Below are 21,891 nucleotides of genomic sequence, written 5' to 3'. Positions count from 1 at the left end.
GGGCTACGCGCGCCAGGGCACCTCGGCCGTCACGGTCGTGCCGCCGCCGACGGGGGAGTCCACGGCCAGCGCCCCGTCCACCGCGTCCAGCCGCCCGGCGAGCCCCGCGAGCCCGGTCCCCGCCCGTGCGTCCGCGCCACCCCGGCCGTCATCGCTCACCTGGAGCAGCAGCCGGTCCCCCGACCGCCACACGTCGACGCTCGCGGTACGGGCCCCCGCGTGCTTGCCGACGTTCCGGAGCAGCTCGGACACCGCGTAGTACGCGATCCCCTCGACCGAGGCCGACGGCCGCTCCGGAAGCTCCACCGCCACCTTCACCGGTACCGGGCACCGGGAGGCCACCGACGACAGCGCCGCGTCCAGGCCCCGGTCGGTGAGGACGGCCGGATGGATCCCGCGGGCGAGGTCCCGCAGCTCCTGGAGGGCGATCTTCACCTCGCCGTGCGCCTCGTCCACCATCCGGGCGGCGCTGCGCGGGTCCTCGGCCAGCTTCTCCTTGGCCAGCCCCAGGTCCATGGCCAGCGCCGCGAGGCGGGCCTGGGCCCCGTCGTGCAGGTCGCGCTCGATGCGGCGCAGGTCGGCGGCGGCCGTGTCCACGACCGCCCCGCGGTCGGACTCCAGCTCGCTGACGCGGCTGTCCAGGCGGGACGGGCCGAGGAGGGAGGTCACCAGGACGCGGTCGACGGTGGTCAGGGCGCGGATCACCCAGGGGGTGGCGAGGGTGAGGGCGAGGCCGGCCGCGGCGGTGGCGGCGATGGCCGCGGGGGAGTCCAGGTAGAAGACGTAGCTGTCGTTCTGGAAGACGACCAGTCCGGGCTGCTCCGCGAAGACCGGGAAGACCCAGAAGTACAGGGGGTAGAGGAGCATGGCCCACCCGCACACCCAGAACACCAGTGCCAAGGTGAACCCGAACAACGCCCAGGGGAAGTGGAGCACCGGGTACAGGACGTGCCGCCAGGCGCTCCCGCTCTTGAGCACGGCCCCCACGGCGGCGAAGGCCCCCGGCTTGCGGGCCCGGATCGGCGCCGGCTCCCCGACCTTCCCGCCCAGCAGCCCGCGCACCCGGGCCCGCTCCACCCGGCCGAAGCCCCGGCCCATCGCGAGCACCCCGGCCAGCACGGGAACCCCGAGGAAGGTGACCAGCAGCCCGGCGCCGAGGGACAGCCCCGTGACGGTGAGCCCGAAGTACAGCAACGCCAGCGGGAGCCCGGTGATCAGGTACCCGAGCTCCTTCCAGGTCCGCCCCGCCACGGGCCCCCGCACCACTCGCCACGCCGCATTGCCGTCAGCCATGTCCCCGCCCTCCGTGTCTTCTCGGTACCCCCACCCTCCCGCCGCCCCCCTGCCGAAACCATCCGGCCCGTAGGCCTCCACCCCGGGGGGTTAACCCCACCAATCGAGCCCCGCCGGCGTGTGCGCCGCGCCGGGGCCGGCCCGGTCCCGGCGAGCCAAACCCAGCCCCGCCGGCGTCTGCGCCGCGCCGGGGCCAGCCCAGCCCCGCAGAGCCAAACCCAGCCCCGCCGGCGTTTGAGGCGCGGGGTCCGGGGCGGAGCCCCGGAGAGCCCGGCGCAGCCGGGGCCGCGCAGCGCAGCGGCGCCGCACGAACCCGCCAGCCCCGCGCAGCGGCGTCGCGGAACCCGGCCGCCCGCGCAGCGGCGCCGCATGCAGCCCGGCCGCCCGGCGAGCGCAACGGGCCGCCCGACCGCCGGCGGCCTACGCCTCGCGGTCCCGCCACGGCAGCTCCGCCGTCACCACGGTCCCCCCGCCCGGCGGCGAATCCACCACGAACACCCCGTCCACCGCCCCCACCCGCTCGGCGAGCCCCGCCAACCCCGAACCCCGCCCGGCCAGGGCATCGGCTCCGCCCCGCCCGTCGTCCGACACCCTCAGCAACAGCCGGCCCCCACCCCGGTGGCCATCGGCCCGCCACACCTCGACGCTCGCGGACCCGGCCCCCGCGTGCTTGCTCACGTTCTGCAGCAGCTCCGACACCACGAAGTACGCGATCCCCTCGATCGCCGCCGCCGGGCGCCCCGGCAGGTCCACCGCCACGGCGACCGGCACCAGACACCGCGACGCCACCGACGACAGCGCCGCGTCCAGCCCCCGGTCCGTCAGCACCGCCGGGTGGATCCCGCGCGCGAGGTCCCGCAGCTCCTGGAGGGCGATCTTCACTTCCCCGTGCGCCTCGTCCACCATCGCCGCCGCCACGTCGGGGTCCTCCAGCAGCTTCTCCTTCGCCAGGCCCAGCCCCATGGCCAGCGCCACCAGCCGCGCCTGCGCCCCGTCGTGCAGGTCCCGTTCGATCCGCCTCAGGTCCGCGGCGGCCGTGTCCACGACCACGCCGCGCCCGGACTCCAGCTCCGCGATGCGCCGCTCCAGCCCGTCGGACGGCGACAGCAGGCCCCGTACCATCGCCCGGTCCGCGTTGGCCAGGCCGCGCACCAGCCAGGGCAGCACCGGCCACAGCACGAACAGCCCGACCAGCGCGATACTGAAAGTCAGCAGTCCCCACGGCAGCCGGACCAGCGCGTACAGCACGGTCCGCCAGGCCACCGGATCCTTGATGCCCGTCCACAGCCAGGGGAAGAACCCGCCGGACCGCCCCGGTCCCGGCATCGGCGTCGGCTCGTCCACCCGTACACCGAGCAGCGCCCGCGCCCGTGCGCGCTCCGGCTTCCCGAGCTGCCGTGCTCCCCACAGGCCGCACGTGAGCAACGGCAGTCCGACCACGGTCACGGACAGCGCACCCGTCGACGCAACCATGACAACCGTGTAAACAAAACCGATCAACGCCACCGGCAGATTGATCAGCAGGTACGCGATCTCCTTCCACGTCGCGGCGTCGAAGGGACCCCGGACACGGGGAGGGCGGTCGTCATCGGGGGTGCGGCTACTGGCGTTCATGCGCCACAGCCTGCCAACTGCGCACTCCCGGTGCCATGGGGTCGCCCGCCCGCAGTGAACGGGGGATAACCCCACCCGCCGTGGCCCAGGCTCTAGACTCCCGTGCGTACCAGATCATCCAGATCGTCGACAGTGGCCGAGGAGCGAGGAACGGACGTGCCCGACCCAACGGTATCGACCGTAAACGTGCTCGCGGCGGACTACTTCCGAAGCTATTCGGTCGTCGGCCTGCTCGCCGTGCTCGGCGTGCTCTTCGTCGCCGTGGCCTTCGGCGCCGGGCGCCTGCTGCGGCCCGCGGTCCCCACCCCCGAAAAGCTGCTGACGTACGAATGCGGCGTGGACCCGGTGGGCGAGGGCTGGGCGCACACCCAGGTCCGCTACTACGTCTACGCCTTCCTCTACGTCATCTTCGCCGTCGACTCGATCTTCCTCTTCCCGTGGGCGACGGTCTTCGCCGCCGCCGGTTACGGCGCCACGACGCTCGTGGAGATGTTCGTCTTCCTCGGCTTCCTGGCCGTCGGCCTGCTCTACGCGTACAAGAAGGGCGTCCTCGAATGGACGTGACACCCGCCCCCACACCGGCCGTTCCTCCGGCCGTGCCCGCGGCCGTTCCTCCGGCCGTGACCGTCCCGGAGCTCCTCCCGGAGCCGAAGAGGCTGGGCGTGCTCTCCCGACTGGCCCCCGAACCCATGAAGGTGGTCCTCAACTGGGGCCGCCGCTACAGCCTGTGGGTCTTCAACTTCGGCCTGGCCTGCTGCGCGATCGAGTTCATCGCCGCGTCGATGGCCCGGCACGACTTCATCCGGCTCGGCGTCATCCCGTTCGCGCCCGGCCCGCGACAGGCGGACCTGATGATCGTCTCCGGGACCGTCACGGACAAGATGGCCCCGGCGGTCAAGCGGCTCTACGAGCAGATGCCGGAGCCGAAGTACGTCATCTCCTTCGGTGCCTGCTCCAACTGCGGGGGCCCCTACTGGGACTCGTACGCGGTGACGAAGGGCGTCGACCAGATCATCCCCGTCGACGTCTACGTCCCCGGCTGCCCGCCGCGCCCCGAGGCGCTGCTCCAGGGGATCCTCAAGCTCCAGGAGAAGATCGCCAGGGAGTCGCTCGCCGACCGCTACGCCACCGCGGGCTCTTCGGTCGCCCAGCTCACCAGTGGCCTGGTCGCGCCGCCCGCCGCCGAGGGGGCGGGGAAGTGAACCTGTACGACACCCTGCCCGAAGCCGCCCCGACGGTCTTCGGAGCCGAGGCCGTCGGTTCGTCCGCGTACGACGTCCTCACGGTCGACGTGCCCGTCGGATCCTGGATCCCGGCGCTGGAGATCGCCCGCGACAAGCTGGGCTGCACCTACTTCGACTGGCTGAGCGCGGTGGACGAGCCGGGCACCGGCTTCCGGATCTGCGCGCACGTCGTCGCGCTGGAGGGCCACCGCGTACGTCGCCTCCTGCTGCGGACGACGGTTCCGCACGCGGCGCCGTCGCTGCCGTCGGCGGTCGCGGTCTACGCGGGCGCGGAGTGGCACGAGCGGGAGACCTTCGAGATGTTCGGGGTGACCTTCACCGACCACCCGCACCTGGTGCCGCTGCTGCTGCCCGAGAACTTCGAGGGACACCCGCTGCGCAAGGACTTCGTCCTGGCGGCGCGCGTGGCCAAGGCGTGGCCCGGCGCCAAGGAGCCGGGCGAGGCCCACGACCCGGACGCGCCGAAGCGGCGGCAGATGCTGCCGCCGGGCGTGCCCGACCCGAACGACTGGGGCCCGCTCAAGGGCCAGCTCCCCCCGGCCCCGGCCCGCCCGGCCCGCACCCCGCGCGCCGGCGCCCCGACCCGCCGCCCCGGCCCGGCCTCTGCCGACGCTCCGGCGGAGGCTCCGGCCGTGCGTCCGGCCCGTCGTACGCGTTCGGTGTCGGAGGGCTCGGCGAGCCAGGCGGCCCCGGCGGAGGGCGCTCCGGCGGAGGCTCCGGCCCTGCGTCCGGCCCGTCGTACGCGTTCGGTGTCGGAGGGCTCGGCGAGCCAGACGGCCCCGGCGGAGGGCGCTCCGGCGGAGGCTCCGGCCGTGCGTCCGGCCCGTCGTACGCGTTCGGTGTCGGAGGGCTCGGCGAGCCAGGCGGCCCCGGCGGAGGGCACCCCGGCCGAGGCAACCCCCACCGCGAAACCGCCGGCCAGGCGGGACGCTCCGTGGCACGACCCGAAGCCCGCCTTCGACGACCCGGCCCCGCCGAAGCCCGCGGCAGGCGACCCGGCTCCGCCGAAGCCCCCGGCAGGCGACCCGGCCGACGGCACCACCACCCCCGACCACCACGATGGAGGCGACGCGTGAACGACGTACTCGACGTCGCCCTGCGCCTGGTCCTGGTCTTCGCCGTCTTCCTCGTGCTCCCGCTGGTCGTCGGCCAGACCGAGCACAAGGTCATGGCCCACATGCAGGGCCGCCTCGGCCCCATGTACGCCGGCGGCTTCCACGGCTGGGCCCAGCTCGTCGCCGACGGCGTGAAGTTCGCGCAGAAGGAAGACGTCGTCCCGGCCAACGCCGACCGGCGGATCTTCCAGCTCGCACCCGCCGTCGCGCTGCTCCCCTACCTCCTCGTCCTCATCGTGATCCCCCTCGGCCCCGGAAAGGGCGCCGTCGGCCAGGTCATCGACGCCGGGCTGTTCTTCGCGCTCGCCGTCATGGGCGTCGGCGTACTCGGCAGCCTGATGGCCGGCTGGGCGTCCGCCAACAAGTTCTCCCTGCTCGGCGGCCTGCGCACCGCCGCCCAGCTGCTCGCGTACGAGCTGCCCATGCTGCTCGCGGCCGCCTCGGTCGCCATGGCCGCCGGGACCGTGTCCCTGCCCGGCATCCTCGAATCGTTCCAGTGGTGGTGGCTGCCCTGGCAGATCGTCGGCGCCGTCGTCTTCTTCACCGCCGGCCTCGCCGAACTCCAGCGGCCCCCCTTCGACATGCCCGTCGCCGACTCCGAGATCATCTTCGGCGCGTACACCGAGTACACCGGCCTGCGCTTCGCGCTGTTCCTGCTCGCCGAGTACGCCGGCATCGTCGTCCTCTGCGCGCTGACCACCGTCCTCTTCCTCGGCGGCTGGCACGGCCCCTTCGGCGCCGACGGCCTCGGCTGGGTCTGGACCCTCCTCAAGGTCGCGATCCTCGCGTTCGTGGTGATCTGGCTCCGCGTGAGCTACCCGCGACTGCGCGAGGACCAGCTCCAGAAGCTCGCCTGGACCGTACTCATCCCCCTCGCGCTCGCCCAGATCGCGCTCACCGGCATCGTGAAGGTGGCGATCCAGTAATGCCCCCCATCCCCGGTTCCGGCCTCGCCAAGGGGCTGGCCGTCACCCTGCGCACGATGACGAAACGCTCGCACACCGCCCAGTACCCCGACGTGCAGCCCGAGCTCCCGCCCCGCAGCCGCGGGGTCATCGGCCTGTTCGAGGAGAACTGCACGGTCTGCATGCTGTGCGCCCGCGAGTGCCCCGACTGGTGCATCTACATCGACTCCCACAAGGAGACGGTGCCGGCCGCCGCCCCCGGCGGCCGCGAGCGCAGCCGCAACGTCCTCGACCGTTTCGCCATCGACTTCTCCCTCTGCATGTACTGCGGCATCTGCATCGAGGTGTGCCCCTTCGACGCCCTCTTCTGGTCGCCGGAGTTCGAGTACGCCGAGACGGACATCCTGGAACTCACCCACGAGCGCGACAAGCTGCGTGAGTGGATGTGGACCGTGCCGGCCCCGCCGGCGCTGGACCCGGCCGCAGAGGAACCGAAGGAAGTCGCCGCCGCCCGCAAGGCGGTGGAGAAGGCCGAAGCGGCTGCCGCCGCCGCTGCCGCGGCCGCCGCCGAGCCGACCACCACCGAGCCCGCCGCCGAACCGGGCGCCGACAGCACGCCGGAGGCAGACGCGTGAGCCCCGCCGTCCTCACCCTGGCCGCGACGACGGGACCGGGTTTCCTGTCCCCGACCGGCGTCGAGATCGCCTTCGTCCTCGTCGGTCTCGCCACCCTCGGCGCGGCCGCCGTCACCGTGACGACCAAGCAGCTCGTGCACGCCGCCCTCTGGCTGGTCGTCGCGCTCGGCGGGATCGCCGTCGAGTACCTGCTGCTGACCGCCGAGTTCATCGCCTGGGTCCAGGTGCTGATCTACCTGGGCTCAGTGATCGTCCTGCTGCTCTTCGGGCTGATGCTCACCAAGGCCCCCATCGGCCCCTCCCCGGACTCCGACTCCGGCAACCGCCCGGTCGCGGTCGGTGTCGCCGTGGTCGCCGCCGCCGCGCTGGTGTGGGTCGTCGTCGACGCCTTCCGCACCACCTGGATCGACCTCGACGGTTCCGTCCAGGGCTCCACCAGGGTCTCCGGCGAGATCCTCTTCCGGCACTGGGTGCTGCCCTTCGAGGCGCTGTCCGTCCTGCTCCTCGCCGCCCTGATCGGCGCCATCGTGCTCTCCCGCAAGACCGACCCGGGCGACCCCGACCCGGTCGGCCCCCGCACCGCCGCCCCCGGCGCCCGCGCCACCGAGGCCCGGGCCGCAGCCCCCCGCCCCGCAGCCCCCCGCCCCACAGACAAGGGGCCGCGCTGATGCACCTCGCCTACCCCGCCGTGCTCGCGGCGCTGCTGTTCTGCACGGGCCTGTATGGAGTGCTCGCACGCCGCAACGCGATCCTCGTGCTGATGTCCGTCGAGCTGATGCTCAACGCCGTCAACCTCAACCTGGTGGCCTTCGACGTCTGGATGCGCGACACCCTCCACGCCGGCCAGGCCCTCACCCTCTTCACCATCGCCATCGCCGCCGCCGAGATCGGCATCGGTCTCGCGATCGTGCTGATGGTGTACCGCAACCGGGGCACCTCGGACATCGACCGGCTGCGCGACACCGCCGAGGGCAACGAGCCCCCGGCCGCCCCCGACTCCTCCACCGCCGCGAACCAGCAGAGCGAGGTCACCGCGTGAGCACCACGACCCTCGCGGTCCTCGTCCCCCTCCTCCCCTTCCTGAGCGCACTCGCCGGACTCCTCTCGGGCCGCCGCGCCCCCGGGTTCGTCCGGCCGCTGGCCGTGCTCCCGACGCTGGGCGCCGCGGTACTGGCCGTGCTCGTCGCCGTCCGCCAAGGCGGCGGCAAGGCGATCGACACCGCCACCGAACTCACCCCGACCGGCTCCGTGCCGATCGACCTCTCCCTCCACCTCGACGGCTTCGCCGTGCTGGTCGCCGTCCTCGTCGGGGTCGTCGCCACCTGCGTGCAGATCTACTCCACGGCCTACCTGCGCGACGACCCGCGCTACCCGTCGTACGCGGCCCTGGTCTCCCTGTTCACCTCGGCCATGCTGCTCGTCGTCTACTCCGGCGACCTGATGGTCCTGCTGGTCGGCTGGGAGGTCATGGGCATCTGCTCGTACTTCCTGGTGGGCCACTACTGGGAGACGGAGGCGGCCCGCTCCGCCTCCCTCAAGGCCTTCCTCGTCACCAAGCTCGGCGACGTGCCCTTCCTCATCGGCCTGTTCGCCCTCGCCGCCGACGCCGGCTCCTTCCGGATCACCAAGATCCTGGGCGCCGTCGCCTCCGGCGGCCTGAGCCACCCGACGCTGATCGCGCTGCTCCTGCTCGCCGGAGTCGCCGGCAAGTCCGCGCAGTTCCCGCTGCACACCTGGCTCCCCGATGCCATGGCGGGCCCCACCCCGGTATCCGCCCTGATCCACGCGGCGACGATGGTCGCCGCCGGCGTCTACTTCATCGCCCGCCTCCTGCCCGTCTTCGCGGCCTCCCGCGCCGCGCTGGTGGTCATGGCCGTCATCGCGGCCGTCACGATGGTCGGCTCCGCCCTCGCCGCCCTGGCGCAGGACGACATCAAACGCGTCCTCGCCTACTCCACCGTCGGCCAGCTCGGCTACATGACGGGAGCCCTGGCCGTCGGCGACCGCGGGGCCGCCGTCTTCCACCTCCTGTCCCACGGCGCCTTCAAGGCGCTCCTCTTCCTCGGCGCGGGCGTCATCATCCACGCCGCCGGTACGAACTCCCTGGCCGCCATGTCCCGCATGGACGGCCTGGCCAAGCGCATCCCCGACGCCTTCTGGACCATGACGGTCGCGCTCCTCGCGCTCGCCGCGGTCCCGCCCTTCGCCGGCTTCTTCTCCAAGGAAGCCGTCCTCGTCGCCGCCGAACACACCGCCGGCGGCCACTCCGACTTCGCACCCGTCGCCGCCGGCTGGACCGTGCTGGTCGCCGGTGTGCTGACCGCACTGCTCACCGCCGCCTACGCCACCCGCCTGTGGCTGATGGCCTTTCGCGGCCGGGGCGCCGCCGCCCCCGACCACGGCAGGGAGCCCCTCGCCATGACCGGCGTGCTGTGGCTGCTGGCGATCCCGTCGATCGGCTTCGGCCTCGCCGCCGGACCGATCGCCGACTGGTTCGACGGCCGCCGGCTCACCCCGACCGTGACGACCTCCCTCCTCGGCACCGGCGCCGCCCTCATCGGAGCCCTGCTCACCTACGGCATGTGGCAGCGCGCCACCGCCAAGGCAGCCGCCGGCGCGCCCTCGGCCGCGACCGCGGTGCCCGCCGCCGCCACCGCCGCGGAGTCGGCCGCCGAGACCCCCGAGGTCGCCGAGGTCACCCACGACCACCCGGCCGTGCCCGCCGGTCCCGCCCCCGACCCCGGCAAGGCCCTCCTCGGCCCGCTGCACCGCCACGCCGCCGACGGCTTCCACCTCGACGCCGTCTACGACCGGCTCTTCGTCCGCCCCGTCCGCGGCGCCGCGAGCCTGGTCCGCTTCCTCGACCGCGAGGTGGTCGACACGTACGTCACCGGCGCGGGCACCGGCCCCCGGCTGCTCGGCCTCCTCGTACGCCGCGCCCAGACCGGCAACGTGCAGAGCTACCTGAGCGCCCTGCTCGCCGGCGCCGTGGTCCTGGCCATCGCCACCGCCGTCATCGCCAACGTCAACGCCGGATCGTGAGCCGTGAGCCAGCCGTGATTGATATCAGCCCGTCCGTGATGCAGTTCCTTCTGGCGTTCATCGTGGCCGCACCGCTCCTCGGCGCCGTCGCGGCCCTGCTGCCCGCCCCGCCCGGGCTCAAGGGGAAGAGCCCCGAACAGGCCGTGCTGCGCCACGGCGTGACCGTCACCGGCGTGATCCTCGCCGCGGCGATCGCCCTCGCCGTGGGCTTCGACCACGACAGCCCGTCCCGCTTCCAGGCGACGACGGACATCAGCTGGATCCAGGCGCTGAACATCCGGATCCACCTCGGCGTCGACGGCATCTCGCTCCCCCTCCTCCTGATGACCGCGCTGCTGTTCTTCCTCTGCGCGCTCTACAGCTACTTCAAGCTCCCCGACGGCCCTTCCCCGAAGGCCTTCGTGGCACTGCTGCTCGTCCTGGAGTCCGGCACCCTCGCGACCTTCGCCGTCCTCGACCTGCTGCTGTTCTTCCTCGCCTTCGAGATGGTCCTCATCCCGATGTACTTCCTCATCGCCCGCTGGGGCGGTGCTCAGCGGCAGGCGGCCGCCTGGAAGTTCATCCTCTACACCCTCCTCGGATCCGTGGTCATGCTGCTCGGTCTGCTGCTGATCGGACTGAACAGCGGCACTTTCGACATGGTGGCACTCGCCTCTGACAACGGCCGCGGACTGACCCACACCACCCAGCTGCTGGCCGTGCTCGCCATCGGCACCGGCCTCGCCGTGAAGACCCCGATGTGGCCGCTGCACAGCTGGCTGCCGGACGCCCACACCGCCGCGCCCACCGTCGGTTCCGTCCTCCTGGCGGGCGTCCTGCTCAAGATGGGCACGTACGGCTTCGTGCGCATCCTGCTCCCCGTCACCCCCGACGGCATGCACACCTTCGCCCCCTACCTCGGCGCCTTCGCCGCCGTCGGCATCGTCTACGGGTCCCTCGCCTGCCTCGCGCTGGCACGCAGGGGCGGCAAGGGCGACCTCAAGCGCCTCATCGCGTACTCCTCCGTCGGCCACATGGGCTTCGTGCTCCTCGGCATCGCGTCCATGACCCCCACAGGCGTCAACGGCGCGCTCTTCGCCAACATCGCCCACGGCCTGATCACCAGCCTGCTCTTCTTCCTGGTCGGCGCGCTCAAGGACCGCTACGGCACCGCCGACCTCGACACGCTCGCCGGAACCACCGGCGCCGCCCTGTACGGCCGCGCCCCCCGCCTCGGCGCGCTGCTCGCCTTCGCCGCCGTCGCCTCCCTCGGCCTGCCCGGCCTGGCCGGCTTCTGGGGCGAGATGCTGGCCCTGTTCGGCGCGTTCGACCCGGGCTCCGGCCTGTCCCGCCCGGCTTTTCTCACGTACATGGCAGTCGGCGCCCTCGGCACCCTGCTCACCGCCGCATATCTCCTGATCGTCGTACGCCGGGTGTGCATGGGCGACCCGAAGGAAGGCCCCGAACTCTCCCTCGCCGACGTCCGGCACTACGAGTTCGCCGCCTGGACCCCGCTCGTCGCCCTCACCGTCCTCGCCGGCCTGTGGCCCGCCGTCCTCCTCGGCCTCACCGACCCGGCCGTCCAGAAGCTCCTCGCAGGAGGCAACTCATGACGGTCCTGTCCGTCGCGGCCGCCACGGCCCCCGGCCCGGCCGCGCCCAGCCTCGTCCAGTCCGTCGACTGGCTCGCGATCACGCCCGTCGTGATCCCCGCCGCCGTCGCCCTGGTCGTCCTGGTCGCCGACCTCTTCACGGCGCAGAAGCACAAGCCGCTCCTCGGCTGGCTCTCCGTCGCCGGACTCGCCGCAGCGACCGCCACCCTGCTGCCGCTGCGCGCCGGCGACCGCACCACCTTCTGCCTCACCGGCGACCCCGCCGCGTGCAGCTACACCGCCGACCACTTCGCCCTCGTCATCCAGTTCCTCGTCCTGGCGGGCGCCCTCGTCACGGCCCTGCTGTCGGTCACCGCCGTCCACGAGACGCGCATGCCCGCCGGCGAATACTGGTTCCTGCTGCTCTCCTCCGCCGCCGGCGCGGCCCTGCTGCCCGCCGCCCGCGACCTCGCCACCCTCATCGTCGCCCTCGAAGTCGCCTCGCTGCCCGCCTTCGCCCTCGTCGGCATGCGCCGCGGCGACCGGCTCTCCTCCGAGGCCGCCCTCAAGTTCTTCCTGTCCTCCGTCACCGCCACGGCCGTGTCGCTGCTCGGCGTCAGCTTCGTCTACGCCGCCACCGGATCCCTGCACCTCACCCAGGTCGCCGACCGCCTCGACGACGTCCCGGCGCAGCTCGACACCCTCGCCATGGCGGGCGTCGCCCTCACCCTCGTCGGCTTCGCCTTCAAGACGGCCGCCGTCCCCTTCCACTTCTGGGTCCCCGACACCTACGTCGGCGCGCCCCTGCCCATCGCCGGCTACCTCTCGGTGATCGGCAAGGCCGTCGGCTTCACCGGTCTGATCCTCGTCACCGTCATCGCCTTCCCGGCGTACTCCGACATCTGGGGTCCGGCGCTGGCGGTCCTCGCCGCCCTGACCATGACCGTCGGCAACGTCGCCGCGCTGCGCCAGGCCTCCGACCGCGCGAACAGCGCCGTACGGCTGCTCGCCTGGTCCTCCGTCGGACAGGCCGGCTACCTGCTCGTGCCGATCGCCGCCGCCGCGTACGCCGAGCGCGATCAGATCGGCTCCACCGTCGCCTACGCGCTCATGTACGGCGCCGTGAACCTCGGCGCGTTCGCCGTGGCGGCGCTGGTGGCCCGTACGAAGCCGCTCCACCGGATCGACGACTACCGCGGCCTGTACGCCGAGCGCCCGCTCACCGCCCTGACCCTGGCCTTCTTCCTGCTCTGCCTGGCCGGCCTGCCGCCGGGCATCATCGGCCTGTTCGCCAAGGTCACCGTCTTCCGGGCCGCGGTCGACGCCGGCCTGGGATGGCTGGCCGTGGTCATGGCCGTCAACGTGGTCATCGCCCTGTACTACTACCTGCGCTGGACGGCCCTGCTCTTCCGCCCTGCCGCCGCCGAGGAGACGCGGACCGCCGCACCGGCGCCCTGGCCCGTCACCGTCGCGATCCTGCTCACCGGGGTCACCGCCCTGATCCTCTCGGGGGCGCCGCAGCTCGTGCTGCGCTTCGCGTCCGGCAGCCTGTTCCCGCAGTAGCCGGCCGCCCGCCGGCCGCCCGCGCCCGCGCCCGCCGGCAGGCCACCGCGCCCGCGTGGTGCCCCGCGCCGCCCGCGCTTGCGCGGCAACCCGTACGGAGCAACGTCCCAGGTCGCCCCCGCCCGCCCGCCCAACGAGGCGGTCCGCGGGGGCGCGGCCCGGGAACCTGTCGCGCTCACCTCGCGTTGACCAGGAAGGGAGGGTCCACTGGACCGGAAGACCCTGCGTTCCACAGATCCTGGACGGGTTCCCCCTGCCGCACCATTTGGAGGGCGTACCGTGCACCGCCGGCACAACGGGCTGAAGACCGCCGTACTCCTCGGCGGCCTGTCGGCACTCATCATCGTCATCGGAAGCTTCTTCGGGCGGGTCGGCCTGATCGCCGCCGTCCTCATCGCCCTCGGGACGAACGCGTACGCGTACTGGAACAGCGACAAGCTGGCTCTACGCGCGATGCGCGCCCGCCCCGTCAGCGAGTTCGAGGCCCCCGCCCTCTACCGCATGGTCCGAGAACTCTCGACCTCCGCGCGCCAGCCGATGCCGCGGCTCTACATCTCGCCCACCGAAGCCCCCAACGCCTTCGCCACCGGCCGCAACCCGCGCAACGCCGCCGTGTGCTGCACCGAGGGCATCCTGCGCATCCTCGACGAGCGCGAGCTGCGCGGTGTCATCGGCCACGAGCTGAGCCACGTCTACAACCGGGACATCCTCATCTCCTCGGTCGCCGGAGCCCTCGCCTCCGTGATCATGTTCCTGGTGAACTTCGCCTGGCTGATCCCGATCGGCCGCTCCGACGACGAGGAAGGGCCCGGCCTCCTCGGCATGCTGCTGATCATGATCCTGGGCCCGCTGGCCGCCTCCGTGATCCAGCTGGCCATCAGCCGCTCGCGCGAATACGAGGCCGATGCCTCCGGCGCCCAGCTGACCGGGGACCCGTTGGCCCTGGCCGGCGCCCTGCGCAAGCTCGACGCGGGCACCAAGCAGCTTCCGCTGCCGCCCGAGCCCCAATTGGAGACGGCGAGCCACATGATGATCGCCAACCCCTTCCGTCCCGGCCAGGGACTGTCCAGGATGTTCTCGACGCACCCCCCGATGGCCGAGCGCATCGCCCGGCTCGAACAGATGGCAGGCCGCACCCAGTGAAGACCATCCTGAACGTCATCTGGCTCGTGCTCAGCGGCATCTGGCTGTTCCTGGGCTACTGCCTCGCGGGCCTGATCCTCTGCGTCACCATCGTCGGCATCCCGTTCGGCATCGCCGCCTTCCGCATCGCGCTGTACGCCCTCTGGCCCTTCGGCTACACCACCGTCGAGCGCCGCGACGCGGGCGCCGCCTCCTGCGTCGGCAACGTGCTGTGGCTCGTCCTGGCCGGCTGGTGGCTGGCCATCAGCCACATCGTCACGGGGCTCGCCCTGTGCGTCACGATCATCGGCATCCCGTTCGGCATCGCCAACTTCAAGATGGTCCCGCTCTCCCTGCTCCCGCTGGGCCGCGAGATCGTCCCGACGGACGCGCCCTTCGCCTCGCGGTGACAGGCCTCGCCCCGGGTTATCCACAGGCCGGGGCGAATGTCAGTGGGGTGGTGCACGATGAACGCATGGATGATGCGCAGCAGTTGCCACAGCAAGTTCCGCACCGACGACCCAACTCCGCGCGGGCGTACGGCAGGGCCGTAACAGCCTTGCCGGAAACCGGCACCCGGCCCCAGGGCGAGCGCACGGCGGGCGAGGGCCGGCCCCGCCTTCCGCCTTCGTGCGCCATGACCTGACCGGCCCTCAACCGGCAGGCCCGCGCCGCCCTGGACGGCATGGGCCGCCTGCGCCGATACCACTGCCGCTGCCGCGGCCGGCTCCTTGACGGTTGAATAGAGAGCTCACGCGCGGGCGTTCGCGATCGCGATCCAGCCGTAGTTGCGCGTACATGACGCCCCGCGTACGACCGCCCCGCGTACGACGGCTACGTGACGCTCCTGGGCCGCGGGAGCGGCGGGAGCGGCGGGCGCTGCTTCTCCCAGCCGTCGAGGGCGGTCAGGCAGGCGTGGTCCAGATGCCGCAGCCCACTACGGTCGAGACGCACCGGTTGGCCCGGCGGCAGACCGTCCAGGGAGTCCAGCAGCTTGGGCAGCCGCAGGAAGCTGGCGGTCCCCACCATCCGCACGCACAGCACGTCCCCTTCCGCCTCCCAGACCTCCTCGATGTGCACTTGGGAGGTCTCCCAGGCCGCCTTCGCCACAGCCAGGCCCAGGCCGATCAGCACGCCCTCGAAGAGGTTGGTGGCCACGATCGCGCCGGCCGTCGCCACCAGGACCACCGCCTCGCCCCGGTGGGTCCGCCACAGGGTGGCGACCACCCTGACCGGGAGCAGCTTCCACCCGGCGTGCAGCAGTACCCCGGCGAGCGCGGCCAGCGGTACCGCCTCAAGCGCCCGGGGGAAGGCCACGGCGAACAACAGGAGCCAGCCGCCGTGCAGCACCCTGGACGCCCGGGTCCGTGCCCCGGCCTCCACATTGGTGGCGCTGCGCACGATCACGGCCGTCATCGGCAGCGCGCCGAGCAGCCCACAGGCCAGGTTCCCCACCCCCTGGGCCACCAGTTCCCGGTCGTAGTCGGTGCGGGGCCCGTCATGCATGCGGTCCACCGCCGCCGCACTGAACAGGGTCTCCGCGGAGGCGATCAGCGCGATCGTCACCACCGTCCCGACCGCCCCTACGGACGCCAGTGCGGCGGCGTCTTCCCACCGGGGCGGCGACACCGCGTCCAGCACGCCCGTCACCCGCACCCGTTCGACCGGAAGCCGGAGCAGCGCGGCCGTCGCGGTGGCCGCGGCCACCGCGACCAGCGCTCCCGGCACGCGCCGCAGCCGGGCCGGCAGCCGGCGCCACGCCACGAGAACGGCGACGGTCCCGGCCCCGAGCGCCACCGCCGCCCAGTCGGCCTGCCCGCCCAACGCGGCGGCTCCTGCCAGCTTGTCCAGCGTCTTCGCGGGAGCCTGGACACCACCCAGGGCGTAGACCTGCCCGGCGATCAGCACGAGGCCGATCCCGGCCAGCATCCCGTGCACCACGGCGACCGAGATCGCCCTGAACCACCGCCCGAACCGCAGCAGCCCCATGCCCAGCTGCATCGCACCGGCAGCTGCCACCAGCACCCCGAGCGCGGGCAGCCCGTACGCCTGCACCGCCTCGTAGACGAGAACGGTCAGCCCCGCGGCCGGCCCGCTGACCTGGAGCGAGCTCCCGCGGAACCAGCCGGTGACCAGCCCGCCGACGACCCCCGTGACGACGCCGAGCTCGGCCGGCACGCCGGAGGCGACGGCCACCCCTACGCAGAGTGGCAGCGCGACGAGCGCGACGACCACGGACGCCCCGAAGTCTTCGCGAAACGTGCTGGTCCCGAGCATGCGACTACCCCTGTCACGCGGTGACGGACGCCACTCAGCGTGACGGGCACACGGTCCGGTGCCTAGTGACCACTGGGAGCCCTGGCGGAGCACGCGCCGCTCACGCCCGGCGCACCCCACCCGAGCGCCCCGTCCCTGCGCAGGGCAGGCGATCGGGGAGGCCGAGGCGGATGCCGCAGGACGAACGGCGGGGACGAACGACGGGGACGTATGGCGGGGACCTACGGCGGGACGAACGGCGAGGGCACAACGCGGGCAGCCGTCGAGGCGGTCATCAGCCCTCGGCGGTGTGCCCCCGTTGTGCCCTGCCGGCTCGCTAGAAGCGCATGCGCAGGTCGGGAACCCGGATCAGCGGTAGTTCACGAACTGGATCGCGAAGTCCAGGTCCTTGCCCTTGAGGAGCGCCTGGACGGTCTGCAGGTCGTCGCGGCTCTTGGAGCTGACCCGCAGCTCCTCGCCCTGGACCTGCGCCTTGACACCCTTGGGACCCTCGTCCCGGATGATCTTCGCGACCTTCTTGGCGTTCTCCTGGGAGATGCCCTCCTCGATCGTCGCGAAGATCTTGTACTCCTTGCCGGACAGCTGCGGCTCGCCGGCATCCAGCGCCTTGAGCGAGATTCCACGCTTGACCAGCTTGGTCTCGAAGACGTCGAGGATGGCCTTCACACGCTCCTCGGAGTTCGCCTCCATGAGGATCTTCTCGCCGGACCAGGCGATCGAGGCGCCCGTGCCCTTGAAGTCGTAGCGCTGCGAAAGCTCCTTGGCGGCCTGGTTGAGGGCGTTGTCGACCTCCTGCCGCTCGACCTTCGAGACGATGTCGAAACTGGAGTCGGCCATGTGCTGTGGCTCCTTGAAATCGGCTGGCTGTGCCCCTTGGGGCCGCGGCCGGACATGCCCGGACCGCTCCGCAAAGCCTAGCCACCGCGCCCCCGTGCGGTGCTGATCAATCCGGTGGCGAAGCACCCCCGGCCATCAGGTATCGTTTACGTCGTTGCCACCGAGCACCGCCCCAAAGCGGCCTCACCGGCGACATCCCATGGCGGTGTGCCCGAGTGGCCAATGGGAGCGGACTGTAAATCCGTCGGCTTAGCCTACCCAGGTTCGAATCCTGGCGCCGCCACGCGAGTGAGACCCTCGCCCCCTACGGAAACGTAGGGGGCGGGGGTTTCTTCGCATGTCCGCGAGCGAGGAGCGGCGCGGTTCCCATGCCCCCGCCGAGCGGCCGGCGGCGGCTACTTCCCCGGCCCGATCCCCGGCTGCGTCACCGTCAGGTGGTACGTCGTGTCGATGCGGAAGCCGCTCGTCGTGGCGGCGTCGATCTCCAGCACGAACTGGCCCGGCGGCAGCGGAGTGAGGCCGCACCACAGACCCCAGGCCACCCGCGTGGTGCCCAACGCGTGGAAGGTCTTGGAGCGGTACTCGCTCACCGTCAGCGGAGTGCTGTTCAGGGCCGCCGACGCCCGCGCCACCGCGAGCACCGACGGATCGGTCACGAAGGGCACCGCCCTGCGCTGGGTGTTCAGCACCGGGAAGAACAGCGGACGGCCCGTCGGGATGCTGCACCGCCGCACCACCCGGCCGCCGTAAGTGCCCGCGAGGAACCAGAGGTCCTCGGGCTGGCGCCACCCGGCGTGGCGCCCCGTCGTGTCGGATACGGGGCTCTGCTCCCGGGGCGCCGACAGGGCCCACTTCCACCACCGGGCCGCGAGCCGGCCGCCCTGCGCCGCGCCCATGCGCCACTCGCCGTCGCCCATGCCCACCCCGGTACCTCCGGCGGCCGCCCCCTGCGGCCGAACCGCAGTGACCCTATCGGGCGCCCCGGGCGCAACGATCAACGCGTCCCGTCGTTCACGGAGCGTGAATTGGACATCGAATACGCGTGGCAAGGTCGGCGGCGGAGTACTCATCGCCCTGCTGGGCGCGGGGCTTCCGGCCCTGCTCGGAGCGGCCCTGCACCCCCATGTCGGGCAGTCGTACCAGGAGACCCGGCTCTACTTCGGCACCGCGCGGCCCCTCGGGCAGAGCCCGGTCAGCGAAGCGGAGTTCAACCGCTTCATCGACCGCGAGGTCACCCCGGCCTTTCCCGAGGGGCTCACCGTCCAGGACGCTCACGGCCAGTGGCGCGGCAAGGACGGGACGATCGTCCACGAGACGTCCTACGAGGTGGTGCTGCTCTACCCGGAGAAGGAGGCCGACGACCGAAGCGTGCGCATCGAGCGGATCCGCCAGGCGTACGAGCGGCAGTACGAGCAGGACTCGGTCGGCCGCTCCGACGACGAGGTCACGGCGGAGTTCTAGCGAAGTCGTAGCGGAGGTCGGGCCCGGTGCGGAGCGATGCGGTGCGGGCCGGGCCTCGACTCGCACCGGCTCGCACCGGCCGCGACCCCACCTCCCGGGACCCGAGCTCCCGGGACCCGAGCTCCCGGGACCCGAGCTCCCGGGATCCGGCGTTGCGGGGCCGGTCAGTTGCCCGCCACGTCCTTGACGGCCACCGCGACCGGGGTGGACCCGGAGACCAGCTCCAGGGTCAGGCCGGCCGTCGCCGGGGTCTCCACCAGCTCAGCCAGCACCGCCGCCACATCGTCACGCGGGATCGCCCCGCGCCCCGTACGCGCCTCCAAGCGGACCAGCCCCGTACCGTCGTCGTCGGTCAGCGCACCGGGGCGCAGCACCGTCCACTCCAGGCCCAGGCGGGTACGGAGGTGGTCGTCGGCCTCGCCCTTGGCGCGGAGGTAGTAGTCGAACACCTCCTCGCCCTCGTGACGGGCGTCCGCGCCCATCGAGGAGACCATCAGGAAGCGCCGTACGCGCGCGCGTTCGGCCGCGTCGGCGAACAGCACCGCCGCCGCGCGGTCCACCGTGTCCTTGCGTTCGGTGCCGCTGCCCGGCCCGGCGCCGGCCGCGAACACCGCCGCGTCCGCGCCCTGGAGGATCCCCGCCACGTGCTCCACCGTGGCCGACTCCAGATCGCACAGCACCGGTTCGGCGCCCGCCTCCCGCAGATCGTCGCCCTGCTCCGGGTCGCGGATGACGCCCGCGACCTCGTACCCGCGCGCGGAGAGCAGCCGCTCCAGCCGCAGCGCGATCTGACCGTGTCCACCCGCGATGACGATGCGCATGTAACCGACCGTACGACGAGCCGGGCCGCCCCGCCCGCGAACGGGCGGCGAACGGCCGGTGCCGGTTCGGTACGGGTCAGGGGCCGGGCTCCGTACGCCCCTGCCGGGGCAGGTCCAGGGCCACCGCGACCGCCGAGTCGCAGTACTCCCGTACGGCACTCGTACGGGCTACCACCCGGCCCCGGTGGATCACGATCCGGCTGTACGCCAGGGACAGCACCCCCGCGATGCGGTCACCACGTACGGCGAGCAGCTCCGCCGGGAAGCCTGCCTCCACCCGGACTTCCGGCAGGCCCATCGCCTCCCGGGCGGCCGCGCTGACCGACTCGTACGCCTCCGCCGGGCGCAGACCGCCCTGGGAGGCCAGCAGGTAAGCGGCTTCGAGCGGATCGCCGCGGCCCACGGGGTTGCCCGCGTCCCGCAGCGCCCCGCTGCCGGCCGCGACCCTGACACCGGCGGAGCGCAGGAGGCGTACGGGCGCGGTGCGCAGGCCCCGGCGCTCCAGGGCGGCACAGTCGCCCTGCGGGAGGCAGGTCACCCCGACACCGGCCGCGGCCAGCGCGTCGGCGGCAGGGCCCGCCGCGTCCAGCGGGAGCCGCGAGAGGCCGCCGCAGGGGCCGATGGTCACACCGGGACGCAGGCCGCGGGCCATCGCCGCGAGCCGGGTGAGGCGCGCGGGGTCGTCACCGTCCGTGTGCAGGTCGACGGGGCAACCCTGCTCGCCGGCCAGTTCCAGGACGGTTCGGAGGTAGCCGGCCGGGTCGGGGTCCAGGTCCGGGCAGCCGCCGATCACCGAGGCGCCCATCTTGACGGCGTCGCGCAGCATGGCCCGCCCGGCCGCCCCGGCGATCCCGGTCAGCAGCCTCGGGACGGCGACCGTGGTCAGGTCGGCGAGACCGCGCAGGGAGCGGCGGGCCTGGAGCACGGCCTCCATGGGACCGAGCCCGTGGGCGTCGCCGATCCGTACGTGGGACCGCACGGCGGTGGCGCCGTGGCCCAGCTGGAGCAGGGCGGACTCGGTGGCCCGGCGCTGGACCTCGTCGGCTCCGTAGGAGACCGGGCCCTCGGCGTCGGCGGTCAGGGCGGTGTCCCCGTGCGCGTGCGGTTCGGCGGGAGCGGGGAGCAGGAGGTAGCCGGTGAGGTCGACGCGCGCGGCCGGGGCGGCGGAGGTGGCGCGGGCGGGGAGGCGGGCCGGGAGACGGGCGGGAAGGCTGCCCGGGGCGGCGACCTCCTGGATGCGGCCGCCGCCGAGCCGGACGTCGACGGTACGGCCGTCGGTGAGGCGCGCGCCGGCGAGGAGCAGCGTGGTGGTTTCCGAGCCCCCGGCGGCCGGCCCCCCGGCCGGTCCCCGCGCGGGTCCGTACCCGCCGCCGTCACCCCGGCCACCGCGCGGGGGAGGGGAGGGCTGCTGCGGCTGGCTGTCGGACATCGCGCTCCTGCGGTGGCTCGGGCGGTTCCTGGGCCAGGGCCTGTGGGCGGTGACCTTCGGCCCAAGATCACGCAGCGTGCTCAGAGCCTAGGGCGCGGGGGTGTCCGGTTTGCGGAGGAGGGCAATAGTCGTACCGGTGTGGTGGCGCGGGGTGGCCGGGGTGGCTTGGCGCGCGGTGGGGGGCGGGGTGAGGGCGGGGGCGGTGTGTACGGGTCGGTGCCTGCACGGCCCGGTGCGGTGCGTGACGTCCGCCACAAACTCCGCGAATGGATGGGGAAAACGGGTCGCGCGTGGCTCGCGCGTCGGCCGGGAATCGGCGGCGGAGCGGCCCGGAGCCCGGTCGCCCCAAAGGATTTGGGCGATCGGCGGGCAACCGTGTAATGTCTTCATCGCTCGCCCCAATAGCTCAGTCGGTAGAGCGTCTCCATGGTAAGGAGAAGGTCTGCGGTTCGATTCCGCATTGGGGCTCTGGTGAGAGAGGTTCCCCACCCTCGGGTGGGGAGTCGATCACATCAAAGCGGCGTAGCTCAGTCGGTAGAGCAAGCGGCTCATAATCGCTGTGTCACCGGTTCAAGTCCGGTCGCCGCTACACACAGTAGCCGATTGCGGGGTCGGTCTCCCGGTCGGCTACTCTTGTATGCGTTCATCCGTCCCAATTGTCCGTCAAGGAGCACTCACGTGGCTGCCACCGACGTCCGCCCGAAGATCACGCTGGCCTGCGTGGAGTGCAAGGAGCGGAACTACATCACCAAGAAGAACCGGCGTAACAACCCGGACCGTCTTGAGATGAAGAAGCACTGCCCGCGCTGCAACTCGCACACCGCGCACCGCGAGACCCGCTAAGCCTTAGCGAGTCTCGAACACAGGCACCGTCATGAGGTCGTCCCCTTCATTGGGGGCGGCCTCGTGTCGTTTCCGCCCCGTTGTTCGTTTTCCGCACCGTCGTTCCGTACCCGACGACTG

General features: G+C 72.7%; 21 protein-coding genes and 3 tRNA genes. 17 read left to right on the top strand and 7 right to left on the bottom strand.

Features of this window, described 5'->3' with window-relative positions; all coding sequences use genetic code 11:
* Positions 1-3 precede the first annotated feature (3 nt).
* Positions 4-1,293 carry a sensor histidine kinase gene (locus ACIA6C_RS09445; protein ID WP_399273997.1) on the bottom strand — a complete coding sequence of 430 codons (1,290 nt, stop codon included), beginning with the start codon at positions 1,291-1,293 and terminating at the stop codon, positions 4-6.
* A 420-nt stretch (positions 1,294-1,713) separates the two neighbouring features.
* The gene (locus ACIA6C_RS09440) at positions 1,714-2,907 is read right to left on the bottom strand and encodes a sensor histidine kinase (protein ID WP_399273995.1); all 1,194 of its coding nucleotides are present in this window, start codon (positions 2,905-2,907) and stop codon (positions 1,714-1,716) included.
* Positions 2,908-3,063: 156 nt separating this feature from the next.
* Here ACIA6C_RS09440 and ACIA6C_RS09435 point away from each other — a divergent pair, with 156 nt between their 5' ends.
* The 12 genes from ACIA6C_RS09435 (at position 3,064) to ACIA6C_RS09380 (ending at position 14,513) form a co-directional block, all read left to right on the top strand.
* Positions 3,064-3,471: an NADH-quinone oxidoreductase subunit A gene (locus ACIA6C_RS09435; RefSeq protein ID WP_399273993.1), complete on the top strand. Its 408-nt coding sequence runs from the start codon at positions 3,064-3,066 to the stop codon at positions 3,469-3,471.
* Complete coding sequence (locus tag ACIA6C_RS09430) at positions 3,462-4,109, top strand: NADH-quinone oxidoreductase subunit B family protein (protein WP_361134053.1); 648 nt, start codon at positions 3,462-3,464, stop codon at positions 4,107-4,109. Before ACIA6C_RS09435 ends, ACIA6C_RS09430 begins: the two co-directional genes overlap by 10 nt.
* Positions 4,106-5,227, top strand: coding sequence for an NADH-quinone oxidoreductase subunit C (locus ACIA6C_RS09425; RefSeq protein ID WP_399273991.1), 1,122 nt, complete (start codon positions 4,106-4,108; stop codon positions 5,225-5,227). Before ACIA6C_RS09430 ends, ACIA6C_RS09425 begins: the two co-directional genes overlap by 4 nt.
* A complete protein-coding gene (locus tag ACIA6C_RS09420; protein ID WP_366082768.1) occupies positions 5,224-6,192 on the top strand; it encodes a complex I subunit 1 family protein in 969 nt (322 codons plus the stop codon). The genes ACIA6C_RS09425 and ACIA6C_RS09420 overlap by 4 nt, the downstream gene beginning before the upstream one ends.
* The gene (locus tag ACIA6C_RS09415) at positions 6,192-6,806 is read left to right on the top strand and encodes an NADH-quinone oxidoreductase subunit I (RefSeq protein WP_361134044.1); all 615 of its coding nucleotides are present in this window, start codon (positions 6,192-6,194) and stop codon (positions 6,804-6,806) included. The genes ACIA6C_RS09420 and ACIA6C_RS09415 overlap by 1 nt, the downstream gene beginning before the upstream one ends.
* On the top strand, positions 6,803-7,474 hold the full coding sequence (locus tag ACIA6C_RS09410; RefSeq protein ID WP_399273988.1) for an NADH-quinone oxidoreductase subunit J: 672 nt from the start codon (positions 6,803-6,805) through the stop codon (positions 7,472-7,474). Before ACIA6C_RS09415 ends, ACIA6C_RS09410 begins: the two co-directional genes overlap by 4 nt.
* On the top strand, positions 7,474-7,845 hold the full coding sequence (gene nuoK / locus ACIA6C_RS09405; protein WP_361134038.1) for an NADH-quinone oxidoreductase subunit NuoK: 372 nt from the start codon (positions 7,474-7,476) through the stop codon (positions 7,843-7,845). The genes ACIA6C_RS09410 and nuoK overlap by 1 nt, the downstream gene beginning before the upstream one ends.
* Entirely contained in the window at positions 7,842-9,848 is a 2,007-nt protein-coding gene (locus ACIA6C_RS09400) for an NADH-quinone oxidoreductase subunit L (protein ID WP_399273986.1), read from the top strand. Before nuoK ends, ACIA6C_RS09400 begins: the two co-directional genes overlap by 4 nt.
* Positions 9,849-9,886: 38 nt before the next feature.
* Positions 9,887-11,440: a NuoM family protein gene (locus tag ACIA6C_RS09395; RefSeq protein WP_399274548.1), complete on the top strand. Its 1,554-nt coding sequence runs from the start codon at positions 9,887-9,889 to the stop codon at positions 11,438-11,440.
* Positions 11,437-12,981, top strand: a complete 1,545-nt coding sequence (locus ACIA6C_RS09390; protein WP_399273984.1) for an NADH-quinone oxidoreductase subunit N — start codon at positions 11,437-11,439, stop codon at positions 12,979-12,981. The genes ACIA6C_RS09395 and ACIA6C_RS09390 overlap by 4 nt, the downstream gene beginning before the upstream one ends.
* Positions 12,982-13,260: 279 nt before the next feature.
* Entirely contained in the window at positions 13,261-14,124 is an 864-nt protein-coding gene (gene htpX / locus ACIA6C_RS09385; RefSeq protein ID WP_399273982.1) for a zinc metalloprotease HtpX, read from the top strand.
* A complete protein-coding gene (locus ACIA6C_RS09380; protein WP_399273980.1) occupies positions 14,121-14,513 on the top strand; it encodes a YccF domain-containing protein in 393 nt (130 codons plus the stop codon). Before htpX ends, ACIA6C_RS09380 begins: the two co-directional genes overlap by 4 nt.
* A 424-nt stretch (positions 14,514-14,937) precedes the next feature.
* On the opposite strand, the gene ACIA6C_RS09375 is transcribed toward ACIA6C_RS09380, so the two are convergent.
* Both ACIA6C_RS09375 and ACIA6C_RS09370 read right to left on the bottom strand, forming a co-directional pair.
* On the bottom strand, positions 14,938-16,380 hold the full coding sequence (locus ACIA6C_RS09375; RefSeq protein ID WP_399273978.1) for a SulP family inorganic anion transporter: 1,443 nt from the start codon (positions 16,378-16,380) through the stop codon (positions 14,938-14,940).
* A 348-nt stretch (positions 16,381-16,728) separates the two neighbouring features.
* The gene (locus ACIA6C_RS09370) at positions 16,729-17,217 is read right to left on the bottom strand and encodes a YajQ family cyclic di-GMP-binding protein (RefSeq protein ID WP_329197449.1); all 489 of its coding nucleotides are present in this window, start codon (positions 17,215-17,217) and stop codon (positions 16,729-16,731) included.
* Between the two features lie 201 nt (positions 17,218-17,418).
* On the opposite strand from ACIA6C_RS09370, the gene ACIA6C_RS09365 reads away from it, so the two are divergent.
* A tRNA-Tyr gene (locus ACIA6C_RS09365) sits at positions 17,419-17,500 on the top strand.
* A 112-nt stretch (positions 17,501-17,612) separates the two neighbouring features.
* Here ACIA6C_RS09365 and ACIA6C_RS09360 read toward each other — a convergent pair.
* On the bottom strand, positions 17,613-18,134 hold the full coding sequence (locus ACIA6C_RS09360) for a hypothetical protein (protein WP_399273976.1): 522 nt from the start codon (positions 18,132-18,134) through the stop codon (positions 17,613-17,615).
* Between the two features lie 103 nt (positions 18,135-18,237).
* Between ACIA6C_RS09360 and ACIA6C_RS09355 the strand changes: the two genes are divergently transcribed.
* Positions 18,238-18,678, top strand: coding sequence for a DUF3574 domain-containing protein (locus ACIA6C_RS09355; RefSeq protein ID WP_361134015.1), 441 nt, complete (start codon positions 18,238-18,240; stop codon positions 18,676-18,678).
* Positions 18,679-18,842: 164 nt separating this feature from the next.
* Here ACIA6C_RS09355 and ACIA6C_RS09350 read toward each other — a convergent pair whose 3' ends face one another.
* Positions 18,843-19,499: an SDR family oxidoreductase gene (locus ACIA6C_RS09350; RefSeq protein ID WP_399273974.1), complete on the bottom strand. Its 657-nt coding sequence runs from the start codon at positions 19,497-19,499 to the stop codon at positions 18,843-18,845.
* A 76-nt stretch (positions 19,500-19,575) separates the two neighbouring features.
* On the bottom strand, positions 19,576-20,928 hold the full coding sequence (locus ACIA6C_RS09345) for an amidohydrolase family protein (RefSeq protein ID WP_399273972.1): 1,353 nt from the start codon (positions 20,926-20,928) through the stop codon (positions 19,576-19,578).
* 395 nt (positions 20,929-21,323) lie between these two features.
* Between ACIA6C_RS09345 and ACIA6C_RS09340 the strand changes: the two genes are divergently transcribed.
* The 3 genes from ACIA6C_RS09340 to rpmG all read left to right on the top strand — a co-directional run bounded on the left by ACIA6C_RS09340 (position 21,324) and on the right by rpmG (position 21,771).
* Positions 21,324-21,396, top strand: a tRNA-Thr gene (locus ACIA6C_RS09340).
* Positions 21,397-21,444: 48 nt separating this feature from the next.
* Positions 21,445-21,517, top strand: a tRNA-Met gene (locus tag ACIA6C_RS09335).
* A gap of 89 nt (positions 21,518-21,606) precedes the next feature.
* Positions 21,607-21,771 carry a 50S ribosomal protein L33 gene (gene rpmG / locus ACIA6C_RS09330; RefSeq protein WP_003956487.1) on the top strand — a complete coding sequence of 55 codons (165 nt, stop codon included), beginning with the start codon at positions 21,607-21,609 and terminating at the stop codon, positions 21,769-21,771.
* The last annotated feature ends 120 nt before the right edge of the window (positions 21,772-21,891 follow it).

This window comes from Streptomyces sp. NPDC051578 (assembly GCF_044454045.1).
Lineage (GTDB): Bacteria > Actinomycetota > Actinomycetes > Streptomycetales > Streptomycetaceae > Streptomyces.
The sequence above is the reverse complement of the archived record's forward strand: the minus strand, read 5'-3'. Positions and strand labels throughout refer to the sequence as shown.

Excerpts from the sequence above, each read along its gene's own strand:
- ACIA6C_RS09370 (WP_329197449.1), bottom strand. The coding sequence starts at position 17,217 with ATGGCCGACTCCAGTTTCGACATCGTCTCGAAGGTCGAGCGGCAGGAG.
- ACIA6C_RS09390 (WP_399273984.1), top strand. The coding sequence starts at position 11,437 with ATGACGGTCCTGTCCGTCGCGGCCGCCACGGCCCCCGGCCCGGCCGCG.
- ACIA6C_RS09375 (WP_399273978.1), bottom strand. The coding sequence starts at position 16,380 with ATGCTCGGGACCAGCACGTTTCGCGAAGACTTCGGGGCGTCCGTGGTC.
- ACIA6C_RS09345 (WP_399273972.1), bottom strand. The coding sequence starts at position 20,928 with ATGTCCGACAGCCAGCCGCAGCAGCCCTCCCCTCCCCCGCGCGGTGGC.
- ACIA6C_RS09440 (WP_399273995.1), bottom strand. The coding sequence starts at position 2,907 with ATGAACGCCAGTAGCCGCACCCCCGATGACGACCGCCCTCCCCGTGTC.
- ACIA6C_RS09395 (WP_399274548.1), top strand. The coding sequence starts at position 9,887 with ATGCAGTTCCTTCTGGCGTTCATCGTGGCCGCACCGCTCCTCGGCGCC.
- ACIA6C_RS09360 (WP_399273976.1), bottom strand. The coding sequence starts at position 18,134 with ATGGGCGACGGCGAGTGGCGCATGGGCGCGGCGCAGGGCGGCCGGCTC.
- ACIA6C_RS09445 (WP_399273997.1), bottom strand. The coding sequence starts at position 1,293 with ATGGCTGACGGCAATGCGGCGTGGCGAGTGGTGCGGGGGCCCGTGGCG.
- ACIA6C_RS09350 (WP_399273974.1), bottom strand. The coding sequence starts at position 19,499 with ATGCGCATCGTCATCGCGGGTGGACACGGTCAGATCGCGCTGCGGCTG.
- nuoK (WP_361134038.1), top strand. The coding sequence starts at position 7,474 with ATGCACCTCGCCTACCCCGCCGTGCTCGCGGCGCTGCTGTTCTGCACG.
- ACIA6C_RS09430 (WP_361134053.1), top strand. The coding sequence starts at position 3,462 with ATGGACGTGACACCCGCCCCCACACCGGCCGTTCCTCCGGCCGTGCCC.
- ACIA6C_RS09415 (WP_361134044.1), top strand. The coding sequence starts at position 6,192 with ATGCCCCCCATCCCCGGTTCCGGCCTCGCCAAGGGGCTGGCCGTCACC.